A 16760-nucleotide genomic window follows, 5' to 3' on the forward strand; every position below is an offset into this window, starting at 1 on the left:
GACACACCTTATCTTAAAATAGATAGTAAACATACATGATGGCAAATGTTGCACCACTTAGAAGTAACGTGCTTCCAAGGGTAATTGTAAGACCTTGCTTTTGAATCGTATTCGCAATCAATCCAGGAACGATGATTCCAATTCCGCGGAATTCTGCTATTTCAAATGGGACCACTGGATAGAAGAAATCAAATATCAGCTTTAAGGCAATCCCTGTAATCAGCATCGCAGCAAACTTTCTGCGTCCGTATAAAATCATAAATTTTGATAGACCAAAGCGAACGATGACATACGTAAGCAAGCTGACAGATAAGACGACTAAAATGAAGACTGGCTGGTTAAATACAAGCGCCAGATAACCTGGTACAACAAGTCCAGCTGGTACGATTCCTGTTTTTTCTGCAAAGATTAAACTAAGTAGAACACCTAAAATTAACGAGATATAAAGATCTGATCCGAACATTTTCTATATTTCCTCCTAGCTGACAAGCTGCTTAATTTTGTATTCTTGAATTTTTTCGATTAACGGTTCAGCGGCACCATGGATATTGCCGACTCCATAAACCACTCGATTATGAAGCTTTTTCTCAAGCATATTCATAATTTCTTCAGTAGATTGATATTCAAGGTTGTGTAAGTGGTCAGCCGGAATTTTCCCTTCCTCATATGCCTTCACAATTGGATCTGTTGTTTCACCAATTAAGACAAGATCACTTGCTTCAATATATGGAAGTACATCCTCCGCAAACTGGATCGTTCTATCTACCCGATCCGCACGGCAGTTCATAATAATAATCGGTTCATCTGTTGGATATCCAATTTCTTTCACACGCTTCCAAATGTTCAATGTAGATGCTGCGTCATTTGCCGCAAATCCATTTACAAAGTGTCCAGGCGTTTTCGCGTCCATTAATGGAAGAATTCTCATCGCTCCTGGATCAGGCGGCGCATTTAACATTCCTCTGAATGCCGTATCTTCATCAATCCCTAATGCTTGGGCAACACCAAGTGCCAGTGAAGCATTATCTGGGAAAACCATGTACTCAAATTTCCTTAAAAACTCATCGGAAATCTTGGAATTATCTGCAACAATGACTTCTGTGTTGCGTTTTTTCGCAATCTCTTTAAAGAAATCCGTATATTCACTATCCGTAATAACCAAGTGTCCATTGTAAGGAATTGTCGCTGTAAAGGCTTCTGCTATTTCATCAAGTGTCGGCCCCATGACGTCCATATGGTCTTCAAGAACGTTTACGATCACGCCAATGTTTGCTTGAAGCAGCTCTTCCTGAAAGATAATTTGGTAATCTGGATTTACCGCCATACATTCACTGACGATGGCATTTGCTCCTCTTTCAACTGTTTCTCTCATTACTTCTTTCTGCTCTCCGATATTCGGTCCTTGCGGTTTCCTTTTAATCGGTTTCTCCTCTGGCGTATCCCAATAAATCATTCTTGCATCCGTTCCCGTTGTTTTGCCGACAGTTTTATAACCTGCCTCCATTAAGATACCGGTTGTCAATCTTGTGACGGTAGACTTTCCGCGAATACCATTAATATTGACGCGCACCGGCAGGGCATCGATATTTTTCTGATGACGCTTCTTTTCAATAAAGCCAATCCCTAACATGATGACACAGGCTATAACGATTAACCACATCGCTTATCTACATCTCCTTTTTTTATGAGTGTGATATGTAAATTCAATCAACAGTATATCTGTTCAGCATAAAATCACAATCGGTATTATGTAACATAATCTTTCACTTCCTCGTATGCCAAATTCCTCTAATCAGAAGGCTTTTTTGCCTACCCATCCTTTAAATGAAAAGGCCAAAAGGCGGACAAAAATCAGTCTGAATTTCCGCTGAATTCATGAGAAAGCGTTACCATCAATGATCCGAAAATCTTTTGTCCTTTTCTCCCTAAATTTTTTGACAATTATTAAGATGTATTTTGAATCAATGTTTTAAAGCCCGCTCTTCTCTATAACAACAGTCATATCAGCGCTTTAAATGAATAGTGCGTGTTTTGGAATGTTTTATATTTTTGAATGAACAGGTTAGAAAGTCATTCTCATTGGTCAGATCGCTGTGTGTTGACCTATGACAAAGGTCACCTCTAAAAAAATCAAGTCATCTGCTTATTTTTAGGTCACGAAAAATTGGGATAAGATGTAAATATTTGATCATTTCGGTGTACCTTCTCTTTACGAGATTCGCATCTTATGACCTAAACAATGAAACATTATTCATTTGTTTTTATCAAGATTCATCATTTCTTAACATTTTTAATGTGAATTTAGTTGAAAGTTGTCAGCTTATGTCATGCTTTCCCCAAAGGAGACGAATAAAATTCGCTTCTCCGCTTACACTATGGGTAAAAAATCGGTGAGAGGAGGCTAAAGATGCCAAACACCAATGAGCAAACACGCCTGCATTTTTTATCAGGCAGCTTCGAGGAAAAAATCCGTATCCTAAAAAAAACATTTCAGCAAAGCGGCGACTTTGAGTACCGAGAGTTGATGGTGAATGAAACGAAATCTGCACTGTTTTTTATTAAAACAAGAATAGATGAAGGAAAACTAAATGATTTCATTATCGGTAACTTGTTAGGCTCTCCTGGAAAGCAGAATTATATAAAATCTCTTAGCACACTTGAAACAGGCGACTTGACACTGATCACAGACAGTATTATTGCGGGAAGTATTGCCTTTCTTGATGAAAACTCCTCGCAAATCAAGCTATTTGCTGTCGGACAGCCTCCGCTGCGTTCTATTTCTGAACCTTCTTCTGAAAGTATTATCGCAGGCGCACATGATGGATTTGTTGAAAGTCTTGATACCAATATCTACTTACTGCGTTCGCATTTAAATGATCGGAAGCTCGCCATTCAATATCATAAGGTCGGTACAAAATCGGAAACAAAGCTTGCAACGGTTTATATATCTGATATTGCCAATCAAGAAAAGGTAGAAGAAGTCAACAGACGGATTTCTTCTATTAAAGTAGACACACTGATAAGTCCTGGCTCTATCGTTGAGGCAATTGAGGAAGATTCATATTCTATTTTCCCGCAGCTGATTGATACAGAACGTCCGGACAAGGTAAGATCTGCGATTCTTGAAGGCAGAATAGTCGTACTCATGGATGGCAGTCCAATGGCCATCATTCTGCCTATCACGTTCTTTAGTTTTTTTCAGTCGCCAGATGATTATAACAGCCGCTGGATTCCTGCTACGTTTATTCGTATTCTTCGTTATCTTGCCTGCATCATCGCAGTCATATTGCCATCTTTTTATATTGCTGTTATTGCGTTTCATTATGAGGTTGTCCCAGATGAACTAGCCATTACGATGAAGAACTCTATTATTGGCATTCCCTTTCCTCCATTGATAGAGGCCATACTGATGGAGATCACAATTGAACTTATACGTGAAGCTGGGGTGCGCCTGCCTAAACCAATCGGGCAGACCATTGGCATCGTAGGAGGTTTGGTTATTGGGGATGCGGTTGTACAAGCAGGACTTATTTCGAATGTCCAAGTCATTGTAGTCGCTGTGACGGCTGTCGCTTCATTTGTACTTCCGTCGTTTGAAATGACGTCCACCATCAGGATGCTCCGTTTCCCGCTCATGTTTATGGCATCGATGTTTGGATTTATTGGCATTTCATTTGGGCTCGCCATTATTCTCATGAATTTATGCCGCCTAGAATCACTAGGGGTGCCATATTTATCACCTGTTGCTCCATTTAACTGGCAGGACTTAAAAGATACGGTAGTTCGACTCCCAATGTGGATGTACAAAAACCGCCCTGTTTATTTAAACCCGCAAAAAGACAAACAAATTGAACAACTGAGAGGGTGGACAAAGAAAAATGAAAAATAAAATATCTCCACCTCAAGCTGTTTTTTTTATCATCCAGTCTCAAATTGGTGTTGGAATTTTAGCGCTCCCCCATTTGCTGATGAAAGACATGGGACACGATGGCTGGATGGCGATAATTGTCGCGTGTTTTTTTATCCAGATTATCAATACCATTTTTCTTTATATCATCTACAAGTATCCAGAAACGTCATTTTTCCAAGCGCTGATTGATGTCTTTGGAAAATGGATTGGACGCGCCTTGGTCGTACTCTATACATTATACTTTGCCTCGGTTTGCATCGTAGTCCTTTCTATATTCACAAGGATTCTTGGCATATGGGTGCTCCCGCTCACACCAAACTGGGTGATTAACCTATTACTGATGATATGCATTATCTATATCGCAAAGGAGCAAATTACAGCCATTGTCAGGTTAAACTTTATTTTAACTCCCTTTTTGCTCATGCTCTCTCTATTGATGTTCTATGCATTGAAAGGAACCAATATTGATTACCTCCTGCCTTTTTTCCAAACAGATATCTCTCAATTTCAGCTTGGATTGAAGGACGTGGTGCTGTCAATGAATGGATTTGAGATGATTTTGATCATCTCTCCACTGATGAAGGGCACCATTAAGGAACGATATAAAGTGATGACCATTTCAAATATATGCACGACGCTTTACTACCTATTTATTACATTGATTTGTTTTATGTTTTTCAGCCCAGCTGAGCTTGATGTGATCCCGAATCCTGTTTTGTATCTATTAAAAACCATTACATTCGGTGTCATTGAGCGCACGGATTTAATTTTTCTGAGCTTTTGGGTCTTTGTCATTTTAGCCACACTGAGTAATTATCTGTACTTTTGTGCAAATGGTGTGTCCAGTATGCTGAAGAAAAAAAATCACAAAAAATATGTCTACTATTTTGCCATTTTGATTTATGCTGCAAGCTGTTTTCTTTCAACTGATAACTTTAGAATTCAGCGCTTTAATGACTTTACCACCGTTGCACAATATTCATTTATTTACACACTTCCGATCATGATGGCCATTATCATCTTTATCAAACACCGCAAAAAGAAGGTGAAATCACATGCATCATAGGTACATGTTGACACTGCTTATGTGTGTTTCCCTCATTTTCATGCCTGGCTGCTGGGATCAAAACCTATTAAAAGACATCTCTCTCGTATTAACTTCAGCTGTTGATCAAGGAGAGGATGACAATGCGAGATATTCGATTACCTATCGAAAGGTGCAGCAGTCTCAAAGTATGCAGCAAGGGAATTCTGGCAGCTATTTAACCACTGTTCTCACAACCGATGCGCCTACTTTAAGAAAAGCAAGAAGCAACTTTAGCCGGAGTGTAGACCAAAAAATTGATATGTCGAAAATGAGGGTGCTGCTGATCGGTGATGAATTTGCCCAAAACCGGCTGCTTCCTTACTTAGATATGTTTTATCGCGATCCCAAAAGCCCTTTGCTCGCAAATTTGGCAGTGGTGCAAGGGGGGAGCTGTGTGGACTTAATCAATTCTCTGCTCAAGGAAAAACTCATTGTGAGCGACTATTTAAACAACCTGATCACTTCCGCATCACGCTCCTCTCAAGTTGCACCTAAGAACATTCAAAATATCCGGTCCAAAATGCTGCAAACCGGCGAGGATTTCACACTGCCGTTACTCTACTACGATAAGTCAAAAAAGTTAACGAGTGTGAGAGGGGTTGCCTTATTTGATAATGAGAAAAAGAAAGGTGAACTGTATGCACAGGATGCCATTCTGCTCACCATTATGGATGGAAAAATGGGCAGTTATGCAAACTTCACGAAAAAAGTAAGAAGTGATATGAAATCAAAGGAAAACAATTACATCACCATTCAAGTAACGGATTCAAAGAGAGACATAAAAATCGTCAATCCTGATCATCGAAACGTAACCTTCTCTCTTGACTATGAATTCACCACCTCTGTTCTTGAATATCCGAAAGACAATTTAGATACAGACAAGAAAATCGAAATGTTAAATAAAAGGCTGTCAGCTATTTTTACAAAAGATGCCGAAAAAGTCATTGCAGCCCTGCAAGAGGCGAATTCTGACGTCCTCAGCCTTGGCAGAAAATATCGGGTCAGACACTATGATGAATATATGAAAATGAACTGGGTCACCGATTATCCGAAGGTGAAAATCATTCCAAAAGTGAAAGTGAACATTACACAAACAGGTATCATTAGTTAAGAAAAGGAAGAAGCCATCTTTCTTTTCTTTTTTTATTTTTTTAGATTGTCATTTCGATGCTTTCGTGATAATCTATGTGTGTAAACGGTTACACATTCATGAAGGGAGGCTCTCCATTGGCTACAATTAAAGATGTTGCAAAAGCTGCACAAGTGTCTGTTGCCACTGTTTCACGCGTGCTCAATGATACTGGATATGTTCATTCAGATACGAAAATCCGCGTGACACAAGCGATGCAGGAGTTGAACTACTTTCCCAATGAAGTGGCTAGATCCCTTTTTAAAAGAGAATCACGCTTAATCGGCTTAATCTTGCCTGATATCACAAATCCCTTCTTTCCTCAGCTTGCTAGAGGCGTTGAGGATGAGATTCATGCGCACGGTTTTCGGTTATTATTCGGGAACAGTGATGAAGATCGAGAGAAGGAAATGGCTTACTTACAAACCTTTAAACAAAATCAAGTAGTCGGTGTCATCGCGGTCACAAATGAACCTGAATCAGATATATACAATGATGATGATCTACCTGTTGTGTTTTTAGATCGAACGGTCCCACATGCGCCTTCTGTTTTTGCAGATGCTGCAGCTGGCGGGAAAATGGCGGCAATGGAATTAATCAGACGCGGCAGCCGGCAGATCACACTGTTAAAAGGACCTGCCCATCTGCAAACAGCGCGGCAGCGATTCAAAGGCGCACTCGATGTTCTCACGGAAACAGGCGTCGACTTTCATGTGATGTCTAATGCTTCATTTTCCTTTCAAGAAGCCCGAAAAAGCGCCAAGGCCCTTTTCCAGCTGTACCCTGAAACAGATGGAATCATTGCCAGCAATGACATCGTCGCAACAGCGGTCATCCATGAAGCGCTTCGGATCGGAAAAGCCCTTCCAGGAGACGTTCAAATCATTGGATTTGATGATATCCCGCAAAGTGAGCTGCTCTTCCCTTCCTTATCGACCATAAGGCAGCCCGCCTATGAGATGGGAAAAGAAGCGGCACAGCTGTTAATCAAAGCGATTCAGAAACAACCGATAGATGAACCAGTTATTCAAATGCCCGTCTCTTTTATTGAACGAGAGACCACAAGAAAGGTGGATTCACAATGAGTCATATTGTTGTAGTAGGAAGCTGTTCAATGGATTTAGTCGTCACATCAGATAAACGGCCAAATGCCGGTGAAACGGTTTTAGGCAAATCGTTTAAAACGGTCCCAGGCGGGAAAGGTGCCAATCAGGCAGTCGCAAGCGCCAGACTCGGTGCAGATGTATACATGGTCGGCCGAGTTGGTGATGACGCTTATGGTCAGGATATTCTCAGCAATTTAGAAACACAAGGTGTCCGCACCTCATATATGAAACCGGTTACTGAAATGGAGAGCGGCACAGCTCATATCATTTTAGCAGAAGGTGATAACAGCATTGTTGTGGTCAAAGGGGCAAATAATGAGGTCACTCCTGACTATGTAAGAGAGGCCTTTTCTACAATTGATAATATCGGGATGGTTCTCATCCAGCAGGAAATACCTGAAGAAACGGTCGAAGCGGTCTGCGCCATTTGCAGTGAAAAAGAAATCCCTGTCATTTTAAACCCTGCACCAGCCCGCAAAGTATCGCAGCAGGTTTTAGAGCAGGCTGCTTACATTACACCGAATGAACATGAAGCTGTTCTGATGTTTGATGGTCTGCCAACCAGTGATGCCTTGCGTCAATACCCTAACAAATTATTGATCACAGAAGGAAAAAATGGGGTTCGATATTTTGATGGAACGAAAGACGTGTTGGTTCCAGGCGTTCCTGTCGAAGCAGTCGATACAACAGGAGCTGGCGATACCTTTAACGGAGCCTTGGCTGTCGCTCTAACAGAAGGCAAATCCCTTTATGACGCACTTGCCTTTGCCAATCTTGCAGCATCAATGTCCGTCACAAAGTTTGGCGCACAAGGCGGCATGCCAACAAGAGAAGAATTGGAGAAAAAGAAATGAAAAAAAACGGCATCCTAAACAGCCATATCGCCAAGGTGCTTGCTGACCTTGGCCACACAGATACAATCGTCATAGCAGACTGTGGTCTCCCTATCCCAGAAGGTCCAGTCAAAATCGACTTGGCGTTATCAATCGGCACACCATCCTTTCAGGAGGTCACCTCCCTCCTTCTTCAGGAAATGGCCGTTGAAAACATCACTGTAGCTAGTGAAATCAAAGAAGCCAATGAACGAGATCATTTATTTCTTAAGAAAGCGCTCTCAAAATCGTTACATGAAGTAGACCACGAGACGTTCAAAGACATGACCAAACAGGCAAAAGCAGTCATTCGAACGGGTGAAGCCACCCCATACGCAAACTGCATTCTTCATGCCGGTGTCATCTTTTAAAAGGAGGAGCCAGATATGAACATAGAGATGCATAACATCCATAAGGCTTTTGGAAAAAACACCGTTCTCTCCGGGGTCTCCTTTGACCTCGTCACAGGTGAAGTCCACGCACTCATGGGTGAAAATGGTGCGGGAAAATCAACTTTAATGAATCTGCTTACAGGTCTTTATTCTTTAGATCAAGGAACGATACAAATCGACGGAAAAGAAACCGCTTTCAAAAATCCGAAGGAAGCGGAACAGCACGGCATCGCCTTCATTCATCAGGAGCTCAACATATGGCCGGATATGACCGTCTTGGAGAATCTATTCATCGGGAAAGAAATCTATACGAAACTCGGACTGCTAGATACTAAGAAAATGAAGACCCTCGCCCAAACGCAGCTGGACCGTTTGTCTGTGAATCTCTCACTTGAACAAGAGGCAGGCAGCTGTTCTGTTGGACAAAAACAGATGATTGAGATTGCAAAAGCATTAATGACCGATGCAAAGGTCATCATCATGGATGAGCCGACAGCAGCTCTTACGGAACGGGAAATCGAGAAGCTCTTCCAGGTCATTGAATCTCTCAAAAAAGAAGGCGTTTCCATTGTCTATATTTCTCACCGTATGGAGGAAATCTTTGCAATCTGTGACCGGATTACGATCATGCGTGATGGGAAAACGGTCGATACGAAAGCCATACCTGAAACGAATTTCCATGAAGTCGTCAAGAAAATGGTCGGCCGTGAATTGACAGATCGATATCCCGAGCGAACGCCTTCTACAGGAGACATTGTCCTTGAGGTGAAACAAGCAACGAGAAAAGGACAATTTCAAGATATCAGCTTCTCAGTTAAAGCTGGAGAAATCGTTGGTGTTGCAGGCTTAATGGGTGCTGGCCGGACCGAAATGATGCGGTCGCTGTTTGGCCTTGATCCTCTTGATCAAGGAGAAATATGGGTTCATGGAAAAAAGGCTGTTATTAAAAAACCAAGTGATGCCATCAAGCTCGGCATCGGCTTTATCACAGAGGATCGCAAGGATGAAGGATTGATGCTTGATGCATCCATCCGAGAAAACATCGGTCTGCCAAACTTAAAAAGCTTCTCTCCAAAGGGATTGATTGATAAGAAAACTGAACAGGATTTTGTCGACCTGCTCATTAAAAGACTGACGATTAAAACGGCTTCCTCTGACATCTCTGCCCGAAGCCTGTCTGGTGGAAATCAGCAAAAAGTCGTCATCGCCAAATGGATCGGCATACAGCCAAAGGTGTTGATTTTAGATGAACCGACACGAGGTGTCGACGTCGGAGCGAAACGAGAAATCTATCAGTTAATGAATGAATTGACCGATCGAGGCGTTGCCATTTTAATGGTCTCCTCTGAACTCCCAGAGATACTCGGGATGAGCGATCGAGTGCTCGTCATTCATGAAGGAACCATCAGCGGAGAATTAGACAAAGCAGAAGCAACGCAGGAACGAATTATGACACTAGCTACAGGAGGGAAGTAACATGAAACCACTTACTTCAAATGGACGATTTGATCACATCATGCAAAAGCTTGGGCCATTCTTAGGACTTATCATCCTTGTCGCCATTGTTTCTATTTTAAACCCGGCCTTTTTAGAGCCATTAAACATCTTAAACTTACTGAGACAAATCTCCATTAATGCCCTCATTGCCTTTGGGATGACGTTTGTTATTTTAACTGGAGGCATTGATTTATCTGTCGGTGCCATTCTTGCACTGTCCAGTGCCCTGACTGCCGGCTTTATCGTTTCTGGCATGGACCCGATTTTAGCCATTATTGTCGGCTGTATCATCGGTGCCGTTCTTGGGATGATCAACGGTCTTTTAATTACAAAAGGAAAAATGGCTCCTTTTATCGCAACACTTGCCACGATGACGATTTTCAGAGGGTTGACACTCGTTTATACAGACGGAAACCCGATTACTGGGCTTGGCTCTAACTATGCCTTTCAGTTATTCGGCCGCGGATATTTCTTAGGCATTCCTGTTCCAGCGATCACGATGCTTCTCACCTTTATCGTACTTTGGGTACTGCTTCATAAAACACCTTTCGGCAGAAGAACATATGCCATCGGCGGGAATGAAAAAGCGGCTCTCATCTCAGGAATCAAAGTACCGCGCGTGAAAATTATGATCTATTCATTAGCAGGCTTCATGTCTGCCTTAGCAGGTGCGATCTTAACGTCTCGCCTAAATTCAGCGCAGCCAACAGCTGGTACGTCCTATGAGCTTGATGCCATTGCTGCCGTCGTACTTGGCGGGACAAGCCTGTCCGGCGGAAGAGGACGAATTGTCGGCACACTCATCGGGGTGCTCATTATCGGTGTCCTGAACAATGGTATGAACTTACTTGGTGTTTCATCATTCTATCAATCTGTTGTGAAAGGGATTGTCATCTTGATTGCAGTCCTGCTAGACAGAAAGAAATCTGCTTAAGGAGGCAGCTGCTATGAAAAAATATCTTATTCTCATCCTGACTCTCTCTTTGTTTCTGCTTTCTGCCTGCTCGCTTGAACCGCCGGAGTGGGCCAAGTCATCTAAGGATGGCAAGAAAAAGGACATCAAAATCGGTCTGTCGATCTCGACATTAAATAACCCATTCTTCGTTTCTCTGAAAAACGGTGTGACAAAAGAAGCAAAAAAGCTTGGCATTGAAGTCGTGATTGCAGATGCACAAAATGATTCTGCTAAACAAACAAGTGATGTAGAAGATTTAATTCAGCAAGGTGTCGACGCATTGCTCATCAACCCAGCGGATTCATCTGCCATATCAACCGCTGTCGAATCAGCAAACGCTTCAGATATACCTGTCATCACATTAGACCGCTCAGCCGAAAGTGGAAAGGTAGAAGCACTTGTCGCCTCAGATAACGTCAAAGGCGGTGAAATGGCAGCTAAATTTATCATTGACAAGGTTGGCAAAGGAGCAAAAGTCGCTGAATTAGAAGGCGTACCAGGCGCTTCCGCTACACGTGAGCGTGGAAAAGGATTCCATCAAATAGCAGATAAAGATCTAAAAGTGACAGCAAAACAAGCTGCTGACTTCGACCGGACAAAAGGACTGAATGTCATGGAAAACCTTCTTCAAGGAAACCCTGACATCAAAGCCGTTTTTGCCCACAATGATGAAATGGCTCTCGGCGCACTAGAAGCGATTCAAAGCTCTGGGAAAGACATTCTTGTCGTTGGCTTTGACGGCAACGAAGATGCACTCAGCTCGATCAAAGCAGGAAAGCTCTCTGCAACGGTTGCGCAGCAGCCAGAGCTGATCGGTCAACTGGCAGTCGGTGCTGCAAACGACGTATTAAAAGGGAAAAAAGTACAAAAGAACATCGCAGCTCCACTCAAACTAGAACAGAAGAAATAAACAGAAAACCCCCGATATCCCTCGGGGGTATTTTTCTATTACTGTGGTCTTTTCAGCACAAATGACGTGCCTAAATGGGCATAATCATTACCTGCTAGGCGAGCGACTGGTTTCAGTTCATTAGTAGAAACATAGCCTTTTTCTGCATCATAAACAGCCTCATCTAAATGTGCACATACAACCCGGCCAATGATATGATCAACTGTGATCTCCCCTTCATCATTTTGAAAGGTCAGATGTTTTTCCAGCTGACATTCAAAACGAATGCGTGCTTCCTTGATCCCCGGCACCGAAATGACATGACTCTCTACTTGATGAAGTCCGGTACGATCCAGCTCACTCTCTTCCCTAGGCAGAGTAGCAGCTGTTTCATTAATATCTTCTATCATGTCTTCATCACTCACATGAACCACAAACTCTTTCTTATCGATGATATGCTGCGCAGTATCTTTCATCTGACCATCACGTCGTCCGATAGAAACCGCAATGAGCGGCGGGTGTCCGCTGATGACATTAAAGAAACTAAATGGTGCGGCATTGACGACATTTTCTTTAGATAGACTTGTAATAAACGCAATCGGCCTTGGAACGATAGATCCAGATAATAATTTATATGCCTCTTTTCGTGACAGCTGATCCAGTAGCAATGTAATCAATTCAGGTACGCCTCCTTTTAATGTAACGACATCATACCATAACCCTTTCTCTCTACCTCTTATTCCAGCTCGGTGCGATGCAGGATATGGTGGACCAGATGAAATAAAGCAGGATTATGATTTTCACGTCTATAGGAAATCGTCCATTCCGCCAGAAGCTGTTCATCCTCAATGGCCCGATATACAACATCCAGATTAAATAAACGCCGGGCTGATTGTGGAATCACTGCAATACCGATCCCTGCTGTAACAAGGCCAATGATCATTTGATATTCCGCTGCTTCCTGCACGATATTTGGAGAAAATCCGTACTTTTCACATAGCAGGACAAAGTGCTGATAAAGAGACGGCCATGATTCCTGTGATAAAGAAATAATCGGTTCATGACGGATATCTTCAATCGCGACCGTCTCTTTTTTAGCCAATCGATGATTTTTTGGAATCGCAAAAATACATTCACTCTGCTTCATCAAACGACTGACTAATTCTTCATGCGGCGATGTAGGGTGTAAAAAACCGATATCAATCTCACCATTTAAAAGTGCCTCTAGCTGCTGCGGAACGGAAAGCTGCTGCAGCTCAATACTGACAGAGGGATACAGCTCTCTGAATTCACGTACAACGGGCGGCAGAATATCATATGTCGCCGTTCCAACAAAGCCTATGATGATTTTCCCCAGCTCTCCTCTTGCTGTATGACGTGCATGATCAACGGCTTTATCAAGCTGCTGCAGCACTCCCCGAACCTCATGTAAAAAGACCTTTCCAGCTGCTGTTAGCTCCACCACCCGCTTCGACCGGTGAAATAAAGGAAAACCTAATTCTTCCTCAAACTGCTTAATTTGCTGACTAAGTGGAGGCTGTGTCATATTCAACCGCGCGGCTGCTCTGCCAAAATGCAGCTCCTCCGCTACTGTGACAAAATACTGCAAATGTCTCAGTTCCATCCTTTCACTCCTCACACACTTATTCGTGAAACATATCAAAACCACGTTAAACATATATTGGAAAATTTATTTTATGAAATGTATAGTAAATCATATCATGAAAATATATTTTCATAAAAAATTTTACTTGCCGAAAGGAGTGCGGGGTAAATGAAATCTCAAGCACAACCCCTAACAAGACGAGGAGCAGAGTTGATTGTTGATACGCTGATTGCTCAAGGTGTGACCCATGTTTTTGCGATTCCAGGTGCAAAAATTGACGCTGTATTTGATGTATTAAAAGACAGAGGTCCAGAGCTTGTCCTATGCAGACACGAACAAAATGCAGCATTTATGGCAGCTGCTGTCGGACGTTTAACTGGCAAACCAGGTGTTTGTCTCGTCACATCAGGTCCTGGTGCATCTAATTTAGCAACAGGTCTATTAACAGCCAATACAGAAGGTGATCCTGTTGTCGCAATCGCTGGAAACGTCATTCGTGCAGATCGTCTGAAACGAACACATCAATCACTCGACAATGCGGCATTATTCAAACCAGTCACAAAATATAGCGTTGAAGTACAAGACGTAAACAATATACCAGAAGCATTAACAAATGCTTTTCGCGCGGCACAAAAAGGGCAGGCTGGAGCAGCATTTATCAGCTTTCCACAAGATGTCGTGACAGAACACACCACACAAACACCAGTGTCTGCTCACCCTTCTCCAGAATTAGGTCCTGCACCAGATGCTCTCATCAGTTCGGCTATCGCCAAAATTCAAAATGCACACTTACCTATTGCGATTGTGGGAATGAAAGCTAGTCGTCCAGCTGCTGCAAATGCCACAAGAGCATTATTAAAAACACTTGGTATCCCATTTGTTGAAACGTACCAAGGAGCCGGCGTTCTCTCAAGAGAGCTCGAGTCTCAATATGTAGGCAGAATCGGCTTATTCCGTAATCAGCCGGGTGATCTTCTCATTGAACATGCAGATGTCCTTTTGACCATTGGCTTTGATCCAATTGAATATGATCCGAAGCATTGGAATCTTCAGCCGCAGCAGCGTCAGATCATCCATGTTGATGATATGCAGGCAGATATTGACCATTTTTATGAGCCAGCGCTTGAGCTTATAGGCAATATTTCTGAAACCGTCAAACATCTCGCGCATGACAGTGTTCCCCTTTCTTTAAGCAAAGAGAACATAGAATTAGTCACTGAATTACAGGAGCTATTAAGCGACATCGAAAAGACACCAGAAAGAGAAAGTCATCGATCTCACCCACTGGATGTCATTCATACATTGAGACGTCTGATTCCTGATGACACGAAGGTCACGTGTGATATCGGATCTCACGCGATTTGGATGTCCCGTCACTTCCGCGTCTATGAACCGAACTCATTCCTGGTGAGTAACGGCATGCAAACATTAGGCGTCGCATTACCATGGGCAATTGCGGCTTCTATCATGAATCCAGATGAAAAGATTATCTCGGTCTCAGGTGATGGCGGTTTTCTCTTCTCCGCAATGGAGTTAGAAACAGCAGTCCGGAAGAAAACAAACCTCGTTCACCTTGTTTGGAACGACAGCACATACGACATGGTCGCGTTCCAGCAGGAAATGAAATATGACCGCACATCCTGCGTTGAATTCGGGCAGATCGATTTAGTGAAATATGCAGAAAGCTTTGGAGCGACTGGACTAAGGGTCAACTCACCTGAGGAGCTTTCAACCGTCCTTCAAAAGGGTATAAACATAGAAGGACCCGTGATTATTGATATTCCGATTGACTATCAAGACAACCCTGACCTCGCCAGTCAAAAATGGCCAGAAGTCTTTCGCAAAAAACATGCAATGAACGTCAGATAAGACTTCGATACATTACATTAAAGGAGTGAACGGTTATGGGTATGATGCACCCAATGAATCAACAGAATGACACAAGACAGCATGACAAACAGCAAGAGGTCTATCAAGTATCGACAATGACCTCCCTGCTGGAAGCCGTATATGATGGAGATTTCTCCCTCGCACATATTCCTGAACACGGTGATTTTGGCATCGGTACATTCAATCAATTAGATGGAGAACTGATCGGCTTTGACGGCGCATTCTACCGGCTGCGCTCGGATGGAACAGCGACACCGGTCACCAATCAAGATTATTCACCATTCTGCTCTCTAGCATTCTTTGAAACAGATATCGTTCATCGAATTGATGCACCTATGACGTCCAAAGAACTTGAAGAAGAAATCGACCGCATTTTACCAAGTAAGAATATCTTTTATGCGGTCCGCATTGATGGATCATTCAAAGAGGTTCAAACACGTACGGTTGAAAAACAGGAAAAGCCTTACGTTCCGATGGTAGAAGCAGTCAAGTCTCAGCCTATTTTCGACTTTGAGGATATTCAAGGTACGATCGCAGGCTTCCGTACACCGCAGTACGCACACGGCATTGCGGTGAGTGGATATCATCTTCATTTTATTGATGAAGATCGAAGTGTTGGCGGACACGTATTTGATTACACCGTTGATCAAGTCACCATCCGCATTTCTCAAAAACGCCATATGAATTTACACCTGCCAAATACGCAGGAATTCTTCCAAGCAGACATTGATCGAGCTGATCTTGCACAGCAAATTGCCAGTGCAGAAAGCAGCCCAGATCAATAAATGAAGACACCCCGTTGATTCCGGGGTGTTTTTTTATGCACAAAGATGATTTCTTGCACGTGATGTTTTCGTTTCGATAGCAAAATAGAAATTATCCAGTCTATTCGTAATAAAATATGATAGAATATCAACAGAAGAAAGGTGGTTATACGGTGTCAAAAGACTATAGCATTCCAAACCTAACATTAGACGAAAGAGATAAACAAATTCTATCCCTATTACACGAGGACGGGCGCATGTCTTATACAGATCTCGGCAAACAGGTCGGTCTGTCACGTGTAGCCGTACAAGCCCGCATTCAGCAGCTCATTGAAGCAGGGGTCATTGAACGATTCACCGCTGTAATTAACCCCGCGAAGGTTGGCATTCATGTCTCTGTCTTCTTTAATGTAGAGGTAGAGCCAAAATTTTTAGAAGCGGTTGCCCTTCAGCTTGAAAAAGAAACGGCTGTCACAAGTCTTTATCACATGACAGGACCAAGCAAGCTGCATATGCATGGCATTTTTCAACATGAACAGGAAATGGAGACTTTCCTGACAAAAAAGCTATACCCCTTAGAAGGCGTCGTCAGTGTGGACTGCCAAATGCTCATTAAACGATACAAAAGCCGCATGGGCATGAAATTGTAGACAGGAGTTGAAC

The 16760-nt window shown here is 42.7% G+C and carries 16 protein-coding genes; 12 read left to right on the forward strand and 4 right to left on the reverse strand.

Annotated features, from left to right (window positions below):
• Positions 1–13: 13 nt before the first annotated feature.
• Together pgsC and pgsB are read right to left on the reverse strand one after the other, a co-directional pair.
• Entirely contained in the window at positions 14–463 is a 450-nt protein-coding gene (gene pgsC / locus AAYR28_RS16585) for a poly-gamma-glutamate biosynthesis protein PgsC (protein WP_007497520.1), read from the reverse strand.
• Positions 464–478: 15 nt separating this feature from the next.
• Entirely contained in the window at positions 479–1660 is a 1182-nt protein-coding gene (gene pgsB, locus AAYR28_RS16590; protein WP_024423670.1) for a poly-gamma-glutamate synthase PgsB, read from the reverse strand.
• 747 nt (positions 1661–2407) lie between these two features.
• Between pgsB and AAYR28_RS16595 the strand changes: the two genes are divergently transcribed.
• The 9 genes from AAYR28_RS16595 to rbsB all read left to right on the forward strand — a co-directional run bounded on the left by AAYR28_RS16595 (position 2408) and on the right by rbsB (position 11858).
• Complete coding sequence (locus tag AAYR28_RS16595) at positions 2408–3889, forward strand: spore germination protein (protein WP_034281169.1); 1482 nt, start codon at positions 2408–2410, stop codon at positions 3887–3889.
• A complete protein-coding gene (locus AAYR28_RS16600; RefSeq protein WP_034281171.1) occupies positions 3879–4976 on the forward strand; it encodes a GerAB/ArcD/ProY family transporter in 1098 nt (365 codons plus the stop codon). The genes AAYR28_RS16595 and AAYR28_RS16600 overlap by 11 nt, the downstream gene beginning before the upstream one ends.
• Positions 4966–6108 (forward strand): Ger(x)C family spore germination protein, encoded by a 1143-nt coding sequence (locus tag AAYR28_RS16605; protein WP_034281174.1) that lies wholly within the window; start codon positions 4966–4968, stop codon positions 6106–6108. The genes AAYR28_RS16600 and AAYR28_RS16605 overlap by 11 nt, the downstream gene beginning before the upstream one ends.
• 116 nt (positions 6109–6224) lie before the next feature.
• On the forward strand, positions 6225–7211 hold the full coding sequence (locus AAYR28_RS16610; protein ID WP_120207850.1) for a LacI family DNA-binding transcriptional regulator: 987 nt from the start codon (positions 6225–6227) through the stop codon (positions 7209–7211).
• A complete protein-coding gene (gene rbsK, locus AAYR28_RS16615) occupies positions 7208–8086 on the forward strand; it encodes a ribokinase (RefSeq protein WP_120207852.1) in 879 nt (292 codons plus the stop codon). Before AAYR28_RS16610 ends, rbsK begins: the two co-directional genes overlap by 4 nt.
• The gene (gene rbsD, locus AAYR28_RS16620; RefSeq protein ID WP_034281179.1) at positions 8083–8475 is read left to right on the forward strand and encodes a D-ribose pyranase; all 393 of its coding nucleotides are present in this window, start codon (positions 8083–8085) and stop codon (positions 8473–8475) included. Before rbsK ends, rbsD begins: the two co-directional genes overlap by 4 nt.
• A gap of 15 nt (positions 8476–8490) precedes the next feature.
• Entirely contained in the window at positions 8491–9972 is a 1482-nt protein-coding gene (locus AAYR28_RS16625; RefSeq protein WP_267527861.1) for a sugar ABC transporter ATP-binding protein, read from the forward strand.
• A gap of 1 nt (position 9973) precedes the next feature.
• On the forward strand, positions 9974–10927 hold the full coding sequence (gene rbsC, locus AAYR28_RS16630) for a ribose ABC transporter permease RbsC (RefSeq protein WP_024423678.1): 954 nt from the start codon (positions 9974–9976) through the stop codon (positions 10925–10927).
• Positions 10928–10940: 13 nt separating this feature from the next.
• Positions 10941–11858 carry a ribose ABC transporter substrate-binding protein RbsB gene (gene rbsB, locus AAYR28_RS16635; RefSeq protein ID WP_034281181.1) on the forward strand — a complete coding sequence of 306 codons (918 nt, stop codon included), beginning with the start codon at positions 10941–10943 and terminating at the stop codon, positions 11856–11858.
• A gap of 38 nt (positions 11859–11896) precedes the next feature.
• Here the strand turns inward: rbsB and AAYR28_RS16640 are convergent, their stop codons facing one another.
• Together AAYR28_RS16640 and alsR are read right to left on the reverse strand one after the other, a co-directional pair.
• On the reverse strand, positions 11897–12514 hold the full coding sequence (locus AAYR28_RS16640) for a flavin reductase family protein (protein WP_034281182.1): 618 nt from the start codon (positions 12512–12514) through the stop codon (positions 11897–11899).
• A 59-nt stretch (positions 12515–12573) separates the two neighbouring features.
• Positions 12574–13461: an acetoin biosynthesis transcriptional regulator AlsR gene (gene alsR, locus AAYR28_RS16645; protein WP_267527862.1), complete on the reverse strand. Its 888-nt coding sequence runs from the start codon at positions 13459–13461 to the stop codon at positions 12574–12576.
• Between the two features lie 150 nt (positions 13462–13611).
• Between alsR and alsS the strand changes: the two genes are divergently transcribed.
• From alsS to AAYR28_RS16660, 3 genes are all read left to right on the forward strand, one after another.
• Positions 13612–15312 carry an acetolactate synthase AlsS gene (gene alsS, locus AAYR28_RS16650; protein WP_081124939.1) on the forward strand — a complete coding sequence of 567 codons (1701 nt, stop codon included), beginning with the start codon at positions 13612–13614 and terminating at the stop codon, positions 15310–15312.
• A gap of 35 nt (positions 15313–15347) precedes the next feature.
• Positions 15348–16118 carry an acetolactate decarboxylase gene (gene budA, locus AAYR28_RS16655; protein WP_267527863.1) on the forward strand — a complete coding sequence of 257 codons (771 nt, stop codon included), beginning with the start codon at positions 15348–15350 and terminating at the stop codon, positions 16116–16118.
• A 152-nt stretch (positions 16119–16270) separates the two neighbouring features.
• Positions 16271–16747, forward strand: coding sequence for an Lrp/AsnC family transcriptional regulator (locus AAYR28_RS16660; RefSeq protein ID WP_024426311.1), 477 nt, complete (start codon positions 16271–16273; stop codon positions 16745–16747).
• Positions 16748–16760: the final 13 nt, after the last annotated feature.

The organism is Bacillus safensis (genome assembly GCF_039619585.1).
In the GTDB taxonomy this organism is placed as follows: domain Bacteria; phylum Bacillota; class Bacilli; order Bacillales; family Bacillaceae; genus Bacillus; species Bacillus safensis.